The sequence below is a fragment of the Mesorhizobium sp. B283B1A genome (assembly GCF_020165735.1).
GTDB lineage: Bacteria > Pseudomonadota > Alphaproteobacteria > Rhizobiales > Rhizobiaceae > Mesorhizobium > Mesorhizobium opportunistum.
The window spans coordinates 18,409-38,908 of sequence record NZ_JAIUIQ010000049.1 but is presented as its reverse complement, the minus strand read 5'-3'; the positions used below and the strand labels follow the sequence as shown (position 1 = coordinate 38,908).

Here is a 20,500-nt window from a genome sequence, read left to right as displayed (position 1 = left end):
CCCCCCCCCCCCCCCCCCCCCCAACCTCCCTCTCGTGACGGGCGAGGCGATAAGCACTCCGTTCAGGCTTCGAGCCAGCACTGCGTCAAGGCATAGCTGTTCATCAGCGACCCGACCCGTCCGACGTAGCCGCCAACCTTGTCGGAGATCGCGTCGATGGACTGGTAGAACATCGGGATGATCGTACCGCCCTCGTCGCGAACGATGATTGCCATCTCGCGATAGAGGTTCTTACGCTTGTCCTTGTCGAGTTCGCCAAGCGCTTCGATGAGCAGCTTATCGAACCGCTCGTTGAAGAAGTGCGTGTCGTTCCAGGGCGCCGTCGATCGATAAGTGGTTGAATACATCATGCCCTGCGTAGGTCGCGGGCCCCAGTTGGAAGCGCAGAAGGGCTGCTTGTTCCAGATTTCGGACCAGTAGCCATCACCCGGCACACGCTTGACCTCGATGGCGATGCCGCCCTTGGCCGCGCTCTGCTGGAAGAGTTGCGCGGCGTCGACGGCGCCCGGGAAGCCAACCTCTGAGACCCTGAGCGGGATCGGTCCGCTGTGGCCCGACTTCTGATAGTGGAACTTGGCCTTGTCCGGGTCGAAGGCGCGCTGCTCAATGCCCTCGGGGAAGAGCGGTTGGGACGCACTAGTCGGAAAGTCGTTGCCGACCGTGCCGTAGCCGCGCAGGATCTTGTCGACCAGCTCCTGACGGTCCACCGCGAGCTTGAGCGCCATCCTCAGATCCTGGTTATCGAAGGGCGCCGTGTCGCAGAACATATTAAAAACATAGTGGCCGGACCCCGACGCCGTCTCGACCTTCAGGTTTGGCACGCGTTTGATCAGATCCACGACCTTTGGATCGACCGAGCTGATCATGTGCACCTGGCCGGCCTGCAGCGCGGAAACGCGCGCTGTGGGGTCATTGATAATGATGACCTCGACCTGGTCAGCGAAACCCATCTTGTCGGATTGCCAGAAATTTGCGAAGCGCTCGCCGCCGTGGCGGACCCCAGGCTGGTTGACAGCCACCTTGTACGGACCCGCGCTGATGCCTTCAGCCGGGTTATCCTTGCCGCCGTTGGGCTGGATGACGAGGTGATAGTCCTGCATGAGGTAGGGCAGCTCGGCGTTCGGCTGCTTAAGGGTGACGACGACGTCATGGCCATCGGTCTTGAGGCTCTCGATGCCAGCTAAGATGCCCTGCGCGCCAGATTTCGATTCCTTGTCGGAATGGCGCTCCAGCGTCGCCACAACGTCTTCCGCCGTCACGGTCTTGCCATTGTGGAACTCGACGCCCTGACGGATCTTGAAGGTCCACACTTTGGCGTCTTTGGACGAGCCGATCTCCTCGGCAAGGCGGTTCTCCAGTTCCCCATCGGCCGTGAGCGCCACAAGATACTCGCCCCAGCATTTGTCAAAGAAGGAAATCGCCTCAAGCGCCTTCGCAGGGTCGAGGGTGTCCGTTGCCGCGCCGCCTGAGAGGCCGGCCTTCAGAATCCCGCCCCTTTTTGGCGTCTGCGCCATCGCGGCGCCGGCAATAAGCGAGTTGGCGAAAGTGGCACTGAGGCCGAGCGCCGCGGCGCGGCCGAGAAATTCACGTCGGCTCAGACGGCCCGCAGTGAAGCGGCGGCTTAAATAGTCGAGTTCCTGCGACATTAATATTCTCCTCTACCTTTGTTTGTTCCCTTGCGTGGCCGAAAACATGGCCGCCATGAGAAACGCTATCATTGCCCATGGCGCCGATTTTCAAGAATTCAACGTCGTTGACGCAGGAACTCGGCGTTCTCGCGCCACCCTACGCAGAATAGCACCACTGCGGCACGGCATAGTGTGGATCTCGCGCTATCCCGGTGGCAAAGCCAACGGCCTGGCTACGGCCCTAGCTGCAGTGCCCGTGTGGCGCCTCGCCGAGTACGGCGCAGCAGGGAACGAACACTTGATGAGACCCGGCGGAATGCGAGACTGACATCCATCTTGCGATTAGATGCTGCCAATATGGAAATTGAATTTGACGCAGCCCCTTCCGGGGTCTGTTAGTAGTTTTACGCGCGTGGTCGCATGTCTCAATTAAGGAGCGGGCCTCGGCGTTGATACGGCCAGACCGCATTGAATCAATACAACACTTGCCGTGGCTTCTCCGTTCCGGCTTTTCCGCGCTTCGACAAAAAAGACAACGCGTTTCGAACACGGCGCGCAGGCAGATCGCTAAGTCCGCTGGACGTTGCCGGCGGGCTTAGGCTCCGAAGCGAATGGTCGATCCCGATGACATTCGCGCCGACGTGCCGCCGAAGGTTCGGGCCTAGCGACGAGTTGGTGGCTCAAAAAGAGTCTGCCCCCGGACGTCGCAGCCGGGTCAACAAACACGGTTTACCCGATGCCGAGTAACCTCTTCAGTCGGTAACGAGAGCTGACATGAGAACGCGTAGATCCGATAACTGGTCCATCTGCTCAATCGTCGCAATGGCGCGGGCGCTGTTGGCGGGACTCAGCACGGATCTTGCGCAGTCCTTGAATTTGGACACAAACTCACCTGCCGCCATGGGGTTCTCAGGATGGCCTCGCATGTATTTCACGGTTTTATCGATCACCCGCCCGTCCTCAAGCGAGATTTCAACCCGAGCCGCAGCGCAGAAGCTTCTCGGGTTGGGGCTAGTCAGTTCGGGATCGAAGTCGAGCTTTGAAATGTTGATCAGCCGCTGGATGACTGGATCATCGACCACTTCCTGGGAAAATTCGGCAAGAGATACACGCCCCTGCGCCAGCGCGACCGCGGAACAAAACTCCATACTGAACTTGCCCTCCATAGGCGTTTGCGGGGCATGGTACGCCAGGTCACCACCCACTCCCGGAGCAAGCACGCATCGAATGGATCTTACGCGTTCAGGTCGGATGTTATGGCGATTGCGTAGTTCGAGAATAGCATCGATGGCCGAATGGGTATCGAGGCAGGAGGGATACTTTTTGAAGACAATACCTGGCTCTCGGATATCAAACGGATTGCCGAGGAGCGAAGCGACCTCGGTGGAACGCCCGCCCTGCGATATGTACGTGCCAAGAAAGCCGTTTGTGCCTTCGAGCGCATTGGGACTTGCGGTGGCCCCTGCTGCAGCCAAAAGCGCCGCCTCCAGGCCGTCCCTCGCTGCAAAACCGCAATGCATCGGCTTTACCATCGAGCCGATATTCGCACGTATACCGGCCACACGGGAGGTGGCAATACCGATGGCGGTAGCGGTATGTTCTGCGTCAAGTCCGAGTATCTTTGCGGCTCCGGCGGCAGCGCCGAACACCCCGAGTGCTGCAGTGGCGTGCCAACCGGACTGATAAAGCTCGTAACCAGCAACGTGGCCGAGCTTTGTCATCACTTCAATGGCGGCGGCATATGCGACAAGGACATCTCGGCCCGAACTATCTGTCAGTTCACCAGCCGCCAAAATCGCCGGGAGTGCGGGCGCAGTAGGGTGCCCGCACATCGGGTCGCTTACGTCGTCGAAATCGCAGGCGTGTGCCATCACGCCGTTGGCGAGCGCCGCGCCTAGCGCGGTGCTATGAACGGAATGGGCAAGAACTGTTGCTTTTTTATCCTTACCGGCTTCTGGCACTACGGTATCGAGCACCATTCGGGTTACCGGCTCCCTTGCACCCGCAATCACGCAGGCCAAGCAGTCCATGATCCCGAATTTCAGAGTTACAATATCGGTTGGCGACAGGGCGCCAAATTCAAGCCCGCTGACAAACCTTCCTATCGCCATAGACAGAGAGGCAGCACCGTTAACATTCGAGTTCATAAGGATTGCCTATTTCGGTATCAGCTCGTCTCAGTGATTAGATGCGCCCGGGAAATACCTGCCGCCAACTAACAGCTCGAATAGCGGTGCCAGCGTGGGTTGCTTATCGAGGTGGTTGATGAAGTCGCTGATCGACCCGAGTTGTTTCTCGGAAAACGGGACCATGGACATCTCCGCACAAGCTTTTAATTTCCGCACACCATCAGCGAGCGAAGCCGGATTTTCCGGGTGTCCGAATGCCTTGTCGACTCGGATGAAATGTTCCGCTCCGCCATTTAATCTCACTTTGACCGTCACCGGCGAATTGGAATAAAGGCCGTGCGTGCGTTCGATCTCCGGATCAACTTCAATTTTAGTGAGCGCCATGATCCGGCGAACGGCCTGATCCCCAAGCGCATCGGGAAGAAAATCGCGAATTGCAACTTCGCCGCGCTGGGCCGCGACAGCTGTGGCGTAAGGCAGGCTGAAACGCGCTACGACCGGATCTTTCGGATCCCATTTTTGATCGCGTGGCTGGACCACAAAATCCTCTGCCAGACGATTCAATCCCAGCTCGATTGAGACAATATCCTCGCCAGTGAATTTGTGCCTCTGCCGCAATTGAAGAAGTCCGTCGATCGCAGGATGTACGCATTTACAGGCCGGCCATGGCTTGAAGCTAATGAACGCGTTCACATACTCATTGCCGAGTTTGTCCATGAGCAGATTGAGATCGTAGGCGGGTTCGAAGGCTTTGTAGAAGCCATACCTCCCAAAGAAAGGATCCCGCGGTCCGTTGAAGCCGACCATCGCTGATAAAGCTGAATCCAGTCCAGCACGTGCCCGCAACCCCTGCTGCAGCGAGACTGTGTGAGCAGCCTCTTCGTACATTTGCAATTCTCCAGCAGCGTGCGCGTAAGCGATCCCGAACGCGTTGCGGGTTTTTTCTTCGTCAAGCCTCAGCAACTTGGCACTGACTGCGGTCGCGCCCCAGACCGCGACCATATTGTCGCGTCCTGTCTCAATGGCGTTGGTCGTGACGCTGCGGGCAAGGCGCACGTGCAAATCTATGGCCGTCGCGACTGCGCAGAGCAATTCGCTTCCGGTAATGGAAGGGTCGCGTTCGGCCAGCGCCAGCGCCGGCGGCACATCATAGGCGCTTGCGTGGCAACCGTTGATACAGAGCTCATATGTCTCATCAAAATCAAGGGCTCTGGCCGTCGTCGCATTGACCAGGGCCGCCAAACTGGCGGGCAGCTTCTCCCCGGAAATCCAAACCGTACATTCTGGCCTGCCGCCCGACAACGCGCCCAAATCGCGAGAGAAGCGGGCGATAGGATCATTCGATCCGCCAATGGCGCACGCGATCGTGTCAAGGATTGAAAGCTTCGCACGTTCTATCGCTTGCTCAGGTATCGCCTCCAGATTGGAATTGAGAACATGCCTAATGAGTTGCGTTGTAGCGTCCATTGCCATACCTCCAAGCGATCTGGATCGAGAGCCCTAGCGCGAGCCGTCGATCGGCTGCCTCGACCCTGGCAGATGAGAGACGATCTCGTGTCGATCCATCCTCTCAACAAAGCCGAAGCTGTCAGCGCTGTTTAGATGTAGGACCGATAAGGACGCGCTTTGCATAAATCATGCCGGTTTCGAGCAGGAAAGCTGCGTTTTTCTACCGTGGCGCGCGCAACCCCGACTACGGAGGTGTAGAAGATTGCCGGACCTCAGGGGACACCCGACTTTTCGTTCCAAGTACGCCTTAGTGCTGCCCCAAGAAGATACGCGACCTCGCTTCAGGCGCATGTCCAAAAGCGCAGCGCTCATCCAGTGATTTCGTCGGGCTGTCCCGGCATCTGCGAGTGCTCAACGTTTGCGTGCTTGTTTCGAGCACCCGCGGTTCGAGGAGAATCAATAGGACATCTCCACACCAGCGAATACGTGGCGGTGGCGTCCGGTCAACGTCATGCTAATGCGGTTCTCGAGGATGCGGTGCCAGTGCTGATCTGCAGCGAGACATCCGATCAGGGCAGCGCCCCCCGGACGATGTTCGCAGGTGAGGCACTGATCCCCGGCGCAGTTCGTAAAGCCTACAAGTGTAGCCGACAAAAAGCGAAGTCATCGATGCCGCAGCCGACAGGCGAGTTTCGCGGTCAGTCTGATGAGGCGTCGAGGTAATAGCCGCCCTAGATCCGACGAACCGCGATGGCTATCAAGTTGAAGTGCTTTAGACCGCAAGGTGCCGGCGTAAACTCGAAGTGGGGGCACACTGCCCTTATTCTTCAATAGGCAGAGCCAATGACGCCTTGATCCGATCCATTACGACCATGGTCTTGACCGCTTTAATATCGGACTCATGAAAAAATCGGCGGGTAAATGCCTCATACTCGGCCATGTCCTGGACAGAGATCAAGAGAACGAAATCGGCTTCACCCGTCACATAGTACGCACTCATGATCTCAGGCGTGCGCCGAACCGCCTGCTTGAACCGATCAATGATATCTACCCGCTCACGCTCGAGACTGATCGACGCCAGCATGAGCATGGGACGACCCACGGCTTGTGGCGAGACTATGGCAACGTCAGCCTCGATCACACCTTCATCACGCAGTCGCTTCAGTCGCCGCTGACAAGCTGTCGCAGAAAGGCCCGCAAGTTCGCCCAATTCAGCCGTCGTCAGGCGATTGTCGCGCTGCACTGCGTTGAGAAGCTTGCGATCAACTCGATCTAGGTCCATTTCACGATCACTGCAAAAAAGGAGAGGTTTGCGCAGAAAAACTGCTTGGCTCACACGATATTAGCCTGAGTTCCACAAGGATCAACCCATAAAATGATCCGATCAGCGAAAGGCATGTGCCTCCCGGTGGTGGAACCTCTTGTCTTATAAATTCGGCCGAATGGTATGATCGCCCGCAAAGGTAGCTCGACGGCTTCTCAATCAAGGCATTTTCGTTGCCACAACTGCAGAAATGGGCGTCCCGAGTAGGTTTTGCGCCCTTTACCCACGAACACGGATCTGATGACGAGCATGACAAGCCATTTTCTTCCTTTGGACGCCCTCTGGCGGGAATTTCCAGCGACCAAAAGCGCCATTTACATGGATGTTGCAAATCAGGGACTCATATCCAGAACCACCCGCACGTCCATGGATCAGCACCTTGATAATAGACTGAACGGCTTGAATGACGAAGAAGGAATGATGCAGCTTGTCGAGCAAACACGCTCAAGATTTGCTCAATTTATTGGGGCCGACAAGGACGAAATCGCTGTTACGAAGAATGCATCAGAAGGCATTAATATAATCGGAAATGCGATTGCGTGGAAGCCCGGAGACAATGTTGTCCTGTGCCGCCAAGTGGAGCACGCAAACAACATCCTTCCTTGGCTGCAACTCAGGGACAAGCATGGAGTCGAGGTGCGGATTGTAGAATCTGATAACGGCGCAATCCCGTGCGCCGCTACTATCGATCAAATCGACTCGCGCACCCGGGTCGTTACAGTATCGACTGTCACAATGGTGCCAGGCTTCAAGACAGTGATGGAGCCGATAGCCGAGGCTTGCAAGCGTCTTGGCGCCTTTCTTTTGGCCGACGCCTCCCAATCAGTTGGCATCCTCCATACGGATGTCAAACTGCTTGGCGTCGACGGTTTGGTGGCTTCATCTTACAAGGGGTTGATGGGCCTCTATGGGTTGGGATTTCTATATTGCCGCCGGGAATGGGCGGATCGCCTAAGCCCCGCCTACCTCGCCCGCTTTAGTGTCGATTTGGGCGACGCACCAGAGTCGGCTCCAATATTCGATTCGGTAAAATTGCACGCCGGCGCGCCCCGTTTTGAGATTGGCCATTTCAATTTCCCCGGCGTCATAGCGGTCCACGCATCCATCGGACAGCTGATGGAAATCGGCACGCCCGCTATTGAACAGAGCGTTACATCGGTTGCAAGGCGACTAGCGTCGGGCCTCCTAGACCTCGGGCTCCCCGTATGCGGCGGAACGCCAGGGGATCACACCGGAAGTATTGTTGCTCTCGGAGATCCAGCACCTGGTTCGGGAAAAGCAGATAGCCGCATTCAGTCGCTGCACGAGCATTTATTGAGAAACCAGGTGATCGCCTCAGTACGCCGGGGAATGCTGCGCTTCTCGCTACATTTATACAACACAGCAGACGAGGCTGACCGAGTTGTCGGCCTGGCAAAGAACTGGCTGGCATAGCCGCAAGCCTTGCATTCTCAAGGAGGGATAGGAGTATTCATGTCGTCCATCAGCACACAAACGGTTGAGCTTCTCAAACAACTCATAAAGATTGAGAGCATCAACCCTTCAGCGTCGGCACAGGGGAGCGGTGAACAAAAGGTCGCTGAGTTCCTTGAGGCCTTCTGCCGAGAGCGAAATCTACCTTTTGAATATCAGGAAGTCACCGACGGCCGCGCCAACTTCTTCACCTGGGTTCCTGGGCAGGAGCCCGATAAGCGTGTCCTGTTCATATCCCACATGGACACGGTGCCGGTTGATAATTGGGAGGCAGATCCTTTTTCGCCGGACGAACGGGATGGTCGGATTTATGGGCGAGGAAGTTGTGACGATAAGGGCCCGCTCGCGGCAATGCTCATGGCTCTTAGCACTCTAGGGGACCGTAAGCCACGATACACGATTGTCCTAGGCGCAAGCGTCGACGAAGAATACCGAAAGAAGGGAGCGCGAAAAATCGCTCAATCAGGTGTGTCCTACGAGGCCGCAGTGGTCGGTGAGCCTACTGACTTGGAGCTTGTCGTTGCACATAAGGGCTCGGTCCGCTGGCAGGTTGAAGTGGAGGGTGTACCCGCTCACAGCTCCAAGCCCCATCTTGGGGTGAACGCGATCACAGGAATGGCCAAGGTTATCTTGGCACTCGACAAGATCAATGCAACTCTGTCCAAACGCGCGCACCCGCTGGTTAGCCCCCCGACGCTCACGATTACACTCATCGAAGGGGGTACGGAATTGGCGACGGTACCGCCATCCTGCCGCGTGTGGATCGACCGGCGGCTTATACCGGGAGAACGACCGGCAGACGCGCTACAGGAGGTAGAGAACATACTGGAAGGCCTGCGCCAGGGTCCCGATGGGATCAAGGTGCGCTCGCTGCTACCCGCTCTGGAAGATCCAGCCCCCCCGAGCGCGGAAGCAACAAAGATCGCCGCAGTAGCGGCAAAGGCATGTGCTGAAGTTGCCGGAACGGGCCAGCACCGCGGAGTTCCATATGGGACGGATGCGAGTCAGCTCTCGTTGGGGGGTATTTCCTGCGTTATTCTTGGACCTGGTAGTATTGATCAGGCTCATACTGCCAACGAATATGTCGAAATCGATCAACTGACCAAAGCGGTCGAAATCTACCAAAAGATTATGCTTAGCTACTAGCGACCATCTGGGCGCAATACACAGGGATAGGTCCCGCGATGACGTCGGCTTCGCGGGAATGGACTACGTTTCCCCAAGATCGATTTTCAAGCCGTATGAAGCCACTCACATGATGGTGATGCCGGATGATCATGACTGAGCGTCTGGCGCTTTGGAACGGATCTTTTGGCTGCGGGGTGCTTCGCACCCAACGTCTGCGGGCTCATGATCGGATTCAGGCGAAGACGACCGGCAATCTTATTTTCCCGATAGTGATCGTGACCGATGCTTGAGGCAGATAAACTCTTCTCTGCGGAGGCCGACGATCATTTTCATGATGAATGCGGCATATTCGGAATCTTTGGCCCTTGGGATGCGGCCACTGTCGTCACCCTTGGCCTGCATGCCCTGCAGCACCGGGGCCAGGAGGCGGCGGGCATTGTCTCCTATGACGGCACGCAGTTCCACGTCGAACGTCATGTCGGCCTGATCGGCGACACCTTTACCAAGAAGCCGATCCTCGACCGGCTGAAGGGCACGCGCGCCATCGGCCACACCCGCTACGCCACCGCGGGCGGACCCGGGCTGAGCAACGTACAGCCCTTCTTCGCCGAGTTGGCCGACGGCGGCTTTGCCATCGCCCACAACGGCAACATCACCAATGCGATGACGCTGCAGCGTACGCTGCAGAAGCAGGGTTCGATCTTCTCGTCGACCTCGGACACCGAAACGATCCTGCATCTCATTGCAACCAGCAGCGGGAAGGACGTCAATTCGCGCTTCTTAGATGCGGTTCGCCAACTGGAGGGTGCGTTCTCACTGGTAGCGCTGTCGTCCACAAAAATGATCGGCTGCCGCGACGCGCTTGGGATCCGGCCGCTGGTACTGGGCGAACTTGACGGCGCCTGGATCCTGGCCTCAGAGACCTGCGCGCTCGACATCATCGGTGCGCGCTTTGTTCGAGACCTGAAGCCTGGCGAGATGGCCATCGTCACCGCTGAGGGAGTGGAGAGCCTGTTCCCGTTCGAAACGAAGAAACCGCGGTTCTGCATATTCGAGTATGTCTATTTCTCTCGTCCGGATTCGTCGGTCGAGGGCCGCAACGTCTATGAAGTGAGAAAGAAGATTGGCGCCGAGCTCGCCATCGAGAACCCGGTCGATGCCGATATCGTAGTGCCTGTGCCTGACGGCGGCACGCCGGCCGCGATCGGCTTTGCCCAAGCCGCCGGCCTGCCCTTCGAGCTCGGCATCATCCGCAACCACTATGTTGGCCGCACCTTCATTCAGCCGACCGATTCCCTCCGCCACATGGGCGTCAAGCTCAAGCACAATGCCAATCGCCGGATGATCGAGGATAAGCGGATCGTGCTGGTCGACGATTCCGTAGTGCGAGGCACAACCAGCCAGAAGATCGTACAGTTGCTACGCGATGCCGGCGCGAAGGAAGTGCATATGCGCGTCGCTTCGCCGCCGACCCGGTCCTCATGCTTCTACGGCGTCGACACGCCCGAGACGGCGAAACTTTTGGCCTCGCATATGTCGCTCGATGAAATGGCCAAATTTATCCGTGTCGATTCGCTCGGCTTCCTGTCGATCGACGGGCTTTATCGAGCTCTCGGCGAAACGGCCCGCGAGAACAAACAGCCTCAATTCTGCGACGCTTGCTTCACTGCCGATTATCCGGCCCGCCTCCTCGACCGGGCTTCGTCGGCTTTCGGCGCAGGCGGACAGTGAATCTGGCTAGCCAGTTGGAGCGGCTTCGTGACCGGTATGAACGCGAAGCACTGCCTGCTCGGAAGGTGAAGGGTGGTCAGCCGAAGAGCAACCTGGCCCGGTAACGTTGAACTCGGCCGGAACCATGCGGGCTTCCTGCGGTAGAGTACTTCGATCAGCTGAAGCCCGAAGACCGCACCACCTCTGAGCGAACCCTGGTGTATGTTCGAACACGGCTCGCCGACAGATGCACCGTCGGTGTCAGGGCGTAGTGCCGCTGCGCACATCAGTCGATCAATCTTTGGCCCGCTGTTGTGAAGGCGGTCGCGATCGCATGGGGCGGGTCAAAAGGTGCGGATCGGCGGCCCGTGCGATGAGCTCCTCCGAAAGGTCGGGTTGCTCGGCCAGGACTTCGCGGATCGTTTTACCGGAGGACAAGACTAGCTTTGCGAGCTCTGCCGCCCGATCATACCCGATCACGGGCGTCAGAGCTGTTGCCACGGCGGTGCTGGCTTCGAGATGTCTGCGGCAAGTCTCTGCATTGGCGGTAAGGCCCACGAGGCACTTCGTGCGCAGAACATCGACGGCATTGGTCAGAAGCTCAAGCGAGTGGAGTAAATTGTAAGCGATCAACGGCTCCATGACGTTCAGCTGCAGTTGTCCCGCTTCGGAGGCGAGCGTGATCGTGAGATCGTAACCGATGATCTGAAAGGCGACCTGATTGACCACTTCCGGCACTACAGGATTGACCTTTCCGGGCATGATCGAGGAGCCGGGCTGAAGCGCTGGCAAATTGATTTCGTTTAAGCCGCCACGCGGGCCGCTGGAAAGCAGCCGCAGATCATTGCATATCTTCGAGAGTTTCGTGGCCGTCCGCTTGAGCATTCCCGAGAAGAGCACGAAGGCACCGGTATCCCAGCAGGCTTCAATCAGATTTCCGGCGGGGACGACGGGCAGGCCGGAAATCGCGCGCAACTCGGCGACAGCTGCCGCCTGATAGCCGGGGTTCGTATTGATGCCGGTGCCAATCGCCGTGCCACCCAGATTGATTTCATGGAAGAAAGCGCCAATCTCGCCAAGACGGGCCACATCTTCGCGCAGCGTCGTCGCGAAAGCCTGAAACTCCTGGCCAAGCGTCATCGGAACTGCGTCTTGCAGCTGCGTGCGGCCCAGTTTGATCACGTCCGAAAAGGTTCCCGCCTTGCCCTCCAACTCACTCGCGAGTTGGTCCAAAGCTCGTTGCAATGCCCCACGTGAAAGAAGGATCGCAAGACGGATCGCTGTAGGATAAACATCGTTTGTCGATTGAGCAAAGTTGACGTCGTTATTGGGATGCAGTTGGTCATATTGTCCGCGTGGCAGTCCCAAGATTTCCAGGCCGCGGTTGGCGATCACCTCATTGATGTTCATGTTGGTCGAAGTGCCAGCGCCGCCCTGAAACACATCGAGCGGGAACTCGGCAAGATGTCTGCCCGCCGCGATTTCTGCACAGACCTGGCAGATGACATCGGCCTTTTGCTTGTCCAGATCGCCGAGCGCCGCGTTGGCGCGTGCCGCTGCCATTTTCACGTAGGCAAGCGCCTTGATGAAGTTTGGAAAATGGCTGATCTTGATACCCGAAATCGGGAAGTTAGCGATGCCCCGGGCCGTCTGCGGGCCATAATAAGCATCGACCGGGATGCTTACAGGGCCAAGCGGATCTTTCTCGATGCGCTCTATTTGTGGAGCCTTCGTCACTGCAATTACCTCAGTCATTGGGCTGGCGCAGTTGGCTCGGAGGCGCAAGGCAGTTGGAAGCCTCCAACTCGCAGCTCATCGAAAGCCTCGTCATGGCCCCCTCTGCGGCCGAGCGGTCCGATAGTGGGCCTCCGTAGTTCCGGAGCGGATCCGTCTGGGGGAATAGAAGAGAACCAGCTCGCTCCCCCTCTATGGTCCCGGTGACGCACGACCTATTGCTTAGCCCGATCCCCGTTTGGATCGAAAAACGCCCGGAGCGACGCGTCGCATTCGTAGAGTTTGCCGGCGATCTCGATTTCCCATCTACTGTTTTCGATCAAGTCCTTCGTGACACCAGCGGGGTGGTTTACATATCCCATTCCGATTGACGTTCCGATGGTAAAGCTCTTCACGCCGGAGGAAATATATCCGACAATCCTCCCGTCGCAGCGGATAAGCTCTTCGTGAAATAGGACTGGCTTCGGATCGCGAAGCTTGAATGATACCAGTCGTTTTTTAAGTGGCCCGGCATTTTTCTGGGACGTCAATGCCTCTTTTCCTATAAATCCGCCCTCTTTATTCCAGTCCACCGTAAATCCCAACCCCGCTTCAAGCAACGTATCAACTGGCGTTAGATCGAGCTGGTATTCTCGGTAAGCGCGCTCGGACCGCAGATGTTCAAGCGCGTGGTACCCTGCAGCCTTGAGGCCATACGCCTGGCCGGCCTCCCAAACAACATCGAACACGTGCTGTGCCATCTCGGTTGGAATATGAAGCTCCCAGCCAAGCTCTCCGACATAAGTTAGCCTGTTGGCTATCACACGAGCATATCCGATATCGATTTCCTGACTGGTAGCGAATGGGAACGCCGAATTCGCCAGATCTGCGTCGGTTACCTGCGATAGGATCTCGCGCGATCGCGGGCCTTGCAATGACAGGACCGCGTATCCAGACGTGAGATCAGTGACCGTGACATTCCATTCATCAGCAATGTGTTTTGTTATCCAGGCCTTATCCCGAGGATGGACGGTCGCTGACGAGATGATTAGGAACTCTGTCTGCGACAACCGGTTTACAGTGATGTCCGTTTCTATCCCGCCCTTTTCATTGAGCATGTGGGTGTATACCAGCTTTCCCACAGGTACATCCACGTTGCCAGCGCAAAGCCACTGAAGGAAACGGCAGGCATCGCGACCCTGAACCAAGTGTTTGCCGAAAGAGCTTTGGTCCAACAAGATGGCATTGTTGCGGGCAGCTTTGCACTCCTGACTGGTATATTTGAACCAGTTCGGCTCGTCGTAGGAGTAGACGTTTTTAGTCGATTCCCCCTCCCCTGCGAACCACATGGGACGCTCCCATCCCATTCCTTCGCCAAAGCTAGCTCCAAGCCTCGCCCACCGGTCGTGAAGAGCGCTTTTGCGGACACCTCGGGATGTCTCAGACTGGTAAGCCGGCCAGTGCATCTTATAGTGCAGACCCAGCACTTCGGCTGTGCGATCGTGCAAATATCGTTTGTTGATCTGGAAGGGATGGAAACGCGCGACATCTACGAAGCTGATATCCATCTGAGGCTCACCGGCGATGATCCACTCTGCCAGAGCTCGTCCGGCTCCCGCTCCGTATTCAATGCCCTCTGAATTATAACCTGTCGAAACAAAAAGTTTTTTCGATCCAGGGACTTCACCAATCATGAACAGAAGGTCAGGGGTGAAACTTTCAGGACCATTGAAAAACTTTGCAATGCCGCAGTTCGCAAGATCAGGAACAATCTCTATCGCTTTGGTCATCGGTAGCTCAAAGTGGTCCCAATCTTCAGGAAGCTCGATGTACGCCGTTTCCTTCGGAAGCTTCCCCATCGGCAAAGGTTTTCCCCAAGGCTCGAAGGCACCAACCAAGAGCTTTCCTGTATCTTCCTTGAGATACACATGCCCGTCGGTGTCGCGTAGCACTGGCAAGGTGGGCGTCACGAAATCCATGGCTTCGGTCACTACATAAAAGTGCTCTGCCGCGTATATCGGAATTCGTGCACCTAACTTCGACGCAAGTTCTCTGGTCCAAAGCCCACACGCAAGTACGAGAATTTCAGCTTCAACAACTCCGTCATTAGTTCGAACCTGGTAGTGCCCGTCTGCTGTGCGCCAGAGATCTGTGACTTCTGCGTTTTCGGAAATCTTTACGCCGTTCTTTTTGGCGCCAAGAGCTAACGCCATGCATGTGTCGACAGGATTGGTCTGGCCGTCACCAGGGATAAAGACTGCGCCTTCGATGATCGACGCGTTGAGCGCTGGATAGAGTTTTTTCGCCTCGCTCGGCGAGATCATGTTGGCCTCAAGGCCAAAACTTTTGGCGATCGAGGCGTTGCGTGCAGTTTCGTATAGGCGTTCCTTGGTTCTGGCGACCCCAAGCGTGCCATTTCGCTTAAATCCGGTGGCTTGGCCAGTCTCGGCCTCCAGCGCGGAGTAAAGTTCAGCATTGTATTTTGCGATCTCCGTCAGTGCGTGGGTCCCACGCGTCTGCATGATCAAACCCGCGGCGTGCCAAGTTGTACCGGAGGTAAGACTGTTGCGCTCCAAGAGTGCGACGTCCTTCTTACCGTTCTTTGCAAGGTGAAAGGCAACACTTGCTCCCGCGATCCCTCCACCAACTATGAGGATCTCGTGGTGGCGAGTCGCTGTTTCACGAGGACGGAAAGGCGGATTCGTAATCATATGTATCCTTGTTCGGTTTCACTCGGAGCTGGAGCGGCAAGGTGTTTCGACGAGTTCGGCCATGTTGAGCTTATGCAGGTCGCTACCGCGCATTTCCGGCTTTATGATCATGAGTCAGTCACTTTCCAGCAGACTAAGGGGCGGGGCTCGCGTAAATCACGCTAATTGGGCCGCAAAAGCGGTGTCGTTCTGCGTATTCTTCGGTTGGGCGCTGATTTATTGCGCGCGGAGAGCGGGCGGCGCTGATGAAGCAAGGTCAATCTGATCGCCTTGCCAAGCGCGCCACAATCCGCTCGCTAGTCACAGCGCTATCGAGGGCGGTGAAGGGCCGCTATGTGAGTTGGCGCAGTTTGCCATCTGGGCGCTCCGACACGGCATCATGTAGGTTGCCGACACAAACCGCTTGAGGAAACCATCGACAGCCAACACAATGATGAACCTGGGGCATACCCAGAGAAGACACCCCACCCCCGATATCCTCTGCGGCGTGGTCGCCTTTGCCGTCGGACGGCCAAGAAACTGAAGGGCGGGCGCCCCCCTCACCGTCCGCCCCCCAGCGAATAGAACCAGCGCTTTGCCCAGTGCCACGGCTGTCCCGCGCGCGACTGTGAGACGCGCGTCGGCACCCTCGAGCTTGCGCATCCCAAGCTGCGGAGGGCTCCTGCTTCCCGGTTAAACGACGCTGACCGCAGTAGTGCGGGAGGTTGGCGTGAACGACCAATAGCGGCCGCTGCTGACCAGATCCGGTGAAGTCCTCAGCTCGTCGCCACCACGGCTGCCGCGAAGCTGCATGGTACCAATCCAAGCGATCGGCTCAACGGCTAGATCAAGTGGAAGACAATGGTCGGCGGCTTCTTCTCCAAGATGCCATAGTCCGCCTCGCAGGTGCGCTGCTCCTGCTCATGGCGATGAAGGAGCTTGTTAGGCCAGATGAGCCATGATCCGCTTATGGGCCTGCCGGCATTGGGCTGATACGCCGGCTGCATGCCAGAGCGCGCGGCGACCAAGTCCCCAGCTACACCCTTCCGTGGGCACTATCTCGCATCGATTGAGAAAGTCTGTGGCATTAACGGGTTATGAGTGACTGGAATATTGATAGTTGCCAAACAGGTAAATTCAGCGCTCTTCCCGGGTGAGATGAAAAGTTAACGGATTGGGAAGCGACTTCCGCCACCTTCCCAATCCGGCTGCCTAAAAGCTTTCAGCTAGTCTACGACTATCAACTCTCGTGCGACGTCGGCTAGCCGCTCGCCACCCTTTTCGGTAACAACAAACGACTCCGAGATTGCGGCTCCGAAGGCAGGAGGCCTCACTCCTGATTGGAAATGGAAGCACATGCCAGCCTGGAGCACGGTCTTTTCGCCAGCGCGAATGCTCACAGTACGCTCGCCCCAGTCAGGCGGGAAATTCATGCCGATTGAGTAGCCGGAACGGCCTTTTTTGACGTACCCATGGCGGTTTAGAACGCTCAGCCAAACGGTGTTCAGTTCGTCGACGATTACACCCGGCTTTGCCATTTCTAGAACAGCGTCGCCACCTTCGATGATGGCATTGGCGAGGTGCTGGGCCTCCTTAGGTGGCCTTCCCATATAGACCGTACGCGTCAGAGGCGCGTGATAGTGGCGCCTGGCCGCTCCAATCTCCAGGAGAACCAGCCCCGACCTAGGCAGGGGCTTGTCCGACCATGTGAGGTGTGGAGCGTTCGTCTTCTCGTCAACTTGGATCAATGGACAGAGGCTTGTATAGTCACCGTACTTCCCATCAACACCTCTTGTCTGATCGGCATAAATCTGAGCGACGATTTCGTATTCAGGAACTCCTGGCTTCAGATTATTGATCGCCTGGCGCATGGTGTGGCTGACAATCCGACCCGCTTCCCTCATGTAGACGAGTTCGGCGTCGGATTTAACCAGTCGGGCCCAATTAACGAGGCCGCGGCTGTCGGAGAACTTTGCATTTGGAAGGCCGTTGACAAGGTGCTGATGCGCCCGCGCTGTATAAAAATGCGCATCGAGCTCGACCCCTATGCGATCGGATCCCCAACCGCGGGATTTTATGATTTCGCTGACTTCGTCGTAGGGATGCAGTTCCACGTGATGGAGCCGGTCATCGGAGAAGTTGATGATATCCTCAGCAGCCAGGTTCGTCGTTGCACGAGCGCCGTTTACGTCAACCAGCCGTCCGATCCACACCGGCGAGTCCGACTTCAGATGCAATAGAACCACTTGAGGCGTGTAGAAGGACCAGGCGTCATAGCCGGTCAGCCAGCACATATTTGCGGGGTCTTGGCAAATTAGCAGGTCAAATCCTGCTTCCTCCATCCGTCTCTTCACGTCTTGGATACGGCGTCCATACTCCGCCGGCTGAAAGGGTTTCTCAAAGTCCATTTGTAGTCGTCCTCTAAACCTAGGTTGGCTGACCGGACCAAGCATTCATGCCCAATCCGTGCTGGTTCCAAACCTAGCATGCTTCAGAGGCCTTCTTCGCGCGGACCTCTTCGTCCAATCGCAGAAAACCTGCGTTATTTGGGCTCCGTGCGCAGCTTCACCTCCCCTTGGGAAAGGGGCTCGGCGCATGTCCGCAGGGCTGCGGCCTTTTGAAATAGCCGGACAACGGTGGAAATGTGACCCGCCGCTTGATCCACGGAAGAGCGACGCCGAGCGCGGGGCTCTTCTGGAGAACGCTGCAGTACAGGCAAGCTGGCGTCATCCAGATCAGATGGACCACCTGGGACGGACCACGTCCGTGCAAATATGCTGCCCGAAGGCCGTCGTGAAACCGCCTAGGCAAAGCGGCGTTGCGCATGGCCCCCTGTAGGCATTGGCGGCGGAGACAATCCCCGATTTTAGCATTCCAATACCGAGCTAATACGCCTCCCACATGCCAGAGCCCGCCTGGCATACTGGTAGCGGTGACGTGCTGACCCACAACTACGTGGTTTCATTTATGCACTGTTCAATCTGCTAAATACGCCCCGCAACTTGGCACTCGCAAGACGCGGGCCGCGACATCATTTGTCCGAAGCGCCGCCGAAAGGCGCGCTACTTTGCAAGCTTCGTCGTCTTGGACACAAGGCGACGAAGCGGCTTTTTACCCGGTCCTCAAAATTGACCGGAATGTTGCGCTATGCTGCATTCGTCCGATCCGCCATCACGCCGGCAACGATCTCGCCGAAGGAAGCTGGCGTCGGCACGATGGTGACGCCGGCCTCCTTCAAGATCTCGACCTTCTCTTGAGCAGACTCGCCGAAGGCGGATATGATGGCGCCGGCGTGGCCCATGCGGCGGCCCTTCGGCGCGGAAAGACCGGCAATGTAGGCGATCAAGGGCTTGCGCATATTATCGCGCGCCCAGAGCGCGGCTTCCGCTTCCTGCGGTCCGCCGATCTCGCCGATCATCACCACGGCGTCGGTATCGTCGTCCTGCTCGAACAGTTCCAGGATGTCTTTGAAGGAGGAGCCGTTGATCGGGTCGCCGCCGATCCCGACGCTGGTCGACACGCCGATGCCCAGCGCCTTCATCTGTGATGCGGCCTCGTAGCCGAGCGTGCCGGAGCGGCCGACGATGCCGACGCGGCCGGGAAGATAGATGCTGCCGGGCATGATGCCCATCAGCGCCTGGCCGGGCGTGATGATGCCGGCGCAGTTCGGCCCGATCAGCCGCATGCGGTCCTCGAAGCGGTAGCGGCGCATGTAGCGCTTGACCCGCATCATGTCCTGCGAGGGAATGCCGTCGGTGATGCAGACGCAGAACTTGATGCCGGCATCCGCCGCCTCCATGATCGAATCGGCGGCGAAGGGCGGCGGCACGAAGACGATGCTCGCATCGGCCCCGGTTTCGCGTACCGCGCCCTTGACGGTGTTGAACACCGGCAGGCCGAGATGTGTCTGGCCGCCCTTGCCGGGTGTGACGCCGCCGACCACATTGGTGCCGTAACGCTGCATGTCTTCGGCGTGAAAACTGCCGATCTTGCCGGTAAATCCCTGCACGATTGCGCGGGTGCCACGGTTAATCAGAATTGCCATTCTTTCTTCCCCTCAGCCTGCTTTTTTCATCGTGGCAGACCGCCAGGCGGCGACGGCTTTGTCGGCGGCTTCGGCCAGTGTTTCGGCGACGATCACCGCCTCGCCGGAATCGGCCAGGATGCGGCGCCCTTCCTCGACCTTGGTGCCGGCCAACCGCACCACCAACGGGACGTTGACGCCGACTTCGCGGATTGCCTTGACAACACCCTCGGCGACCCAGTCGCAGCGATTGATGCCGGCGAAGATGTTGACGAGGATGGTCTTGACATTCTTGTCACCAAGGACGGCGCGGAACGATTTCGCAACCCGCTCGGGCGAGGCGCCGCCGCCGATGTCGAGAAAGTTCGCCGGCTCGCCGCCGGCGATCTTGATCATGTCCATCGTCGCCATGGCGAGGCCGGCGCCGTTGATGATGCAGCCGATGTCACCGTCAAGGCCGACATAGGAGAGGCCACGGTCACTGGCAAAGGTTTCGCGCGGATCCTCCTGCGACTTGTCGCGCAATTCGGATATTTGGGGACGACGAAACAGCGCGTTCTCATCGAACGACATCTTGGCATCCAGTGCCATCAGATTGCCATCACGCGTGACGACCAGCGGGTTGATCTCCAGCATCGAAGCGTCGTAGTCGCGAAACACGCGGTAGCAACCAAGTAGCGTTTCGGTCGCCTTGCCAATCAGGTTGTTTTCGAGACCAAGCCCGAAGGCGATCTCGCGCGCCTGATAGTGCTGCATCCCCGCGCCAGGGTCGACAGTCGCGCGAATGATTGAATCCGGCTGCTTTTCGGCAATCTCTTCGATCTCCATGCCGCCGGCCGCAGACGCGACGATCATCACCCGCTCGGCTTTACGGTCGAGAACAAAGGCGAGATAGATTTCCTGGCCTATGTCGACGGTCTCTTCGACATAGAGCCGCGACACCAGCTTGCCCCGCGGCCCCGTCTGATGCGTCACCAGCTTCCTTCCGAGCATCGCCTCGGCCGCATCGGACACTTCCTGGTCGGACGAGCAAATGCGGATGCCACCCGCCTTGCCGCGCGCACCGGAATGGATCTGCGCCTTGACCACCCATTTGCCACCGCCGATCTCGCTGGCACGGTATGTCGCCTGCTCCGGACTGTAGGCCAGACCGCCGCGCGGCACATGCACGCCGTGACGGGCAAGCAGTTCCTTGGCCTGGTATTCGTGGATGTCCATCATGTCCTCCCGGT

13 protein-coding genes are annotated in these 20,500 nt (G+C 57.7%); 4 read left to right on the top strand and 9 right to left on the bottom strand.

Features of this window, described 5'->3' with window-relative positions; translation table 11 throughout:
- Window positions 1–62: 62 nt before the first annotated feature.
- The 4 genes from LB577_RS28785 to LB577_RS28770 all read right to left on the bottom strand — a co-directional run bounded on the left by LB577_RS28785 (window position 63) and on the right by LB577_RS28770 (window position 6,488).
- Window positions 63–1,646, bottom strand: a complete 1,584-nt coding sequence (locus tag LB577_RS28785; RefSeq protein WP_224689888.1) for an ABC transporter substrate-binding protein — start codon at window positions 1,644–1,646, stop codon at window positions 63–65.
- 734 nt (window positions 1,647–2,380) lie between these two features.
- Window positions 2,381–3,775: an MmgE/PrpD family protein gene (locus LB577_RS28780; RefSeq protein WP_224689887.1), complete on the bottom strand. Its 1,395-nt coding sequence runs from the start codon at window positions 3,773–3,775 to the stop codon at window positions 2,381–2,383.
- A gap of 30 nt (window positions 3,776–3,805) precedes the next feature.
- Window positions 3,806–5,224, bottom strand: coding sequence for an MmgE/PrpD family protein (locus tag LB577_RS28775; protein WP_224689886.1), 1,419 nt, complete (start codon window positions 5,222–5,224; stop codon window positions 3,806–3,808).
- An 802-nt stretch (window positions 5,225–6,026) separates the two neighbouring features.
- Complete coding sequence (locus LB577_RS28770; protein ID WP_126057703.1) at window positions 6,027–6,488, bottom strand: Lrp/AsnC family transcriptional regulator; 462 nt, start codon at window positions 6,486–6,488, stop codon at window positions 6,027–6,029.
- A gap of 282 nt (window positions 6,489–6,770) precedes the next feature.
- On the opposite strand from LB577_RS28770, the gene LB577_RS28765 reads away from it, so the two are divergent.
- The 4 genes from LB577_RS28765 to purF all read left to right on the top strand — a co-directional run bounded on the left by LB577_RS28765 (window position 6,771) and on the right by purF (window position 10,862).
- Entirely contained in the window at window positions 6,771–7,964 is a 1,194-nt protein-coding gene (locus tag LB577_RS28765) for an aminotransferase class V-fold PLP-dependent enzyme (protein ID WP_224689885.1), read from the top strand.
- Between the two features lie 39 nt (window positions 7,965–8,003).
- Window positions 8,004–9,149 carry a M20 family metallopeptidase gene (locus LB577_RS28760; protein WP_224689884.1) on the top strand — a complete coding sequence of 382 codons (1,146 nt, stop codon included), beginning with the start codon at window positions 8,004–8,006 and terminating at the stop codon, window positions 9,147–9,149.
- Window positions 9,150–9,274: 125 nt separating this feature from the next.
- Window positions 9,275–9,421: a hypothetical protein gene (locus LB577_RS28755; protein WP_224689883.1), complete on the top strand. Its 147-nt coding sequence runs from the start codon at window positions 9,275–9,277 to the stop codon at window positions 9,419–9,421.
- Complete coding sequence (gene purF, locus LB577_RS28750; RefSeq protein WP_224689882.1) at window positions 9,414–10,862, top strand: amidophosphoribosyltransferase; 1,449 nt, start codon at window positions 9,414–9,416, stop codon at window positions 10,860–10,862. The genes LB577_RS28755 and purF overlap by 8 nt, the downstream gene beginning before the upstream one ends.
- Window positions 10,863–11,135: 273 nt before the next feature.
- Here the strand turns inward: purF and LB577_RS28745 are convergent, their stop codons facing one another.
- The 5 genes from LB577_RS28745 to LB577_RS28725 form a co-directional block, all read right to left on the bottom strand.
- Window positions 11,136–12,596 carry an aspartate ammonia-lyase gene (locus tag LB577_RS28745; RefSeq protein ID WP_224689881.1) on the bottom strand — a complete coding sequence of 487 codons (1,461 nt, stop codon included), beginning with the start codon at window positions 12,594–12,596 and terminating at the stop codon, window positions 11,136–11,138.
- Between the two features lie 194 nt (window positions 12,597–12,790).
- Window positions 12,791–15,265, bottom strand: coding sequence for an FAD-dependent oxidoreductase (locus LB577_RS28740; protein ID WP_224689880.1), 2,475 nt, complete (start codon window positions 15,263–15,265; stop codon window positions 12,791–12,793).
- A gap of 1,205 nt (window positions 15,266–16,470) precedes the next feature.
- Window positions 16,471–17,652 (bottom strand): M24 family metallopeptidase, encoded by a 1,182-nt coding sequence (locus LB577_RS28735; RefSeq protein WP_224689879.1) that lies wholly within the window; start codon window positions 17,650–17,652, stop codon window positions 16,471–16,473.
- Window positions 17,653–18,389: 737 nt separating this feature from the next.
- Window positions 18,390–19,289: a succinate--CoA ligase subunit alpha gene (gene sucD, locus LB577_RS28730; protein ID WP_224689878.1), complete on the bottom strand. Its 900-nt coding sequence runs from the start codon at window positions 19,287–19,289 to the stop codon at window positions 18,390–18,392.
- 12 nt (window positions 19,290–19,301) lie between these two features.
- Window positions 19,302–20,486: a malate--CoA ligase subunit beta gene (locus tag LB577_RS28725; RefSeq protein ID WP_224689877.1), complete on the bottom strand. Its 1,185-nt coding sequence runs from the start codon at window positions 20,484–20,486 to the stop codon at window positions 19,302–19,304.
- Window positions 20,487–20,500 lie beyond the last annotated feature (14 nt).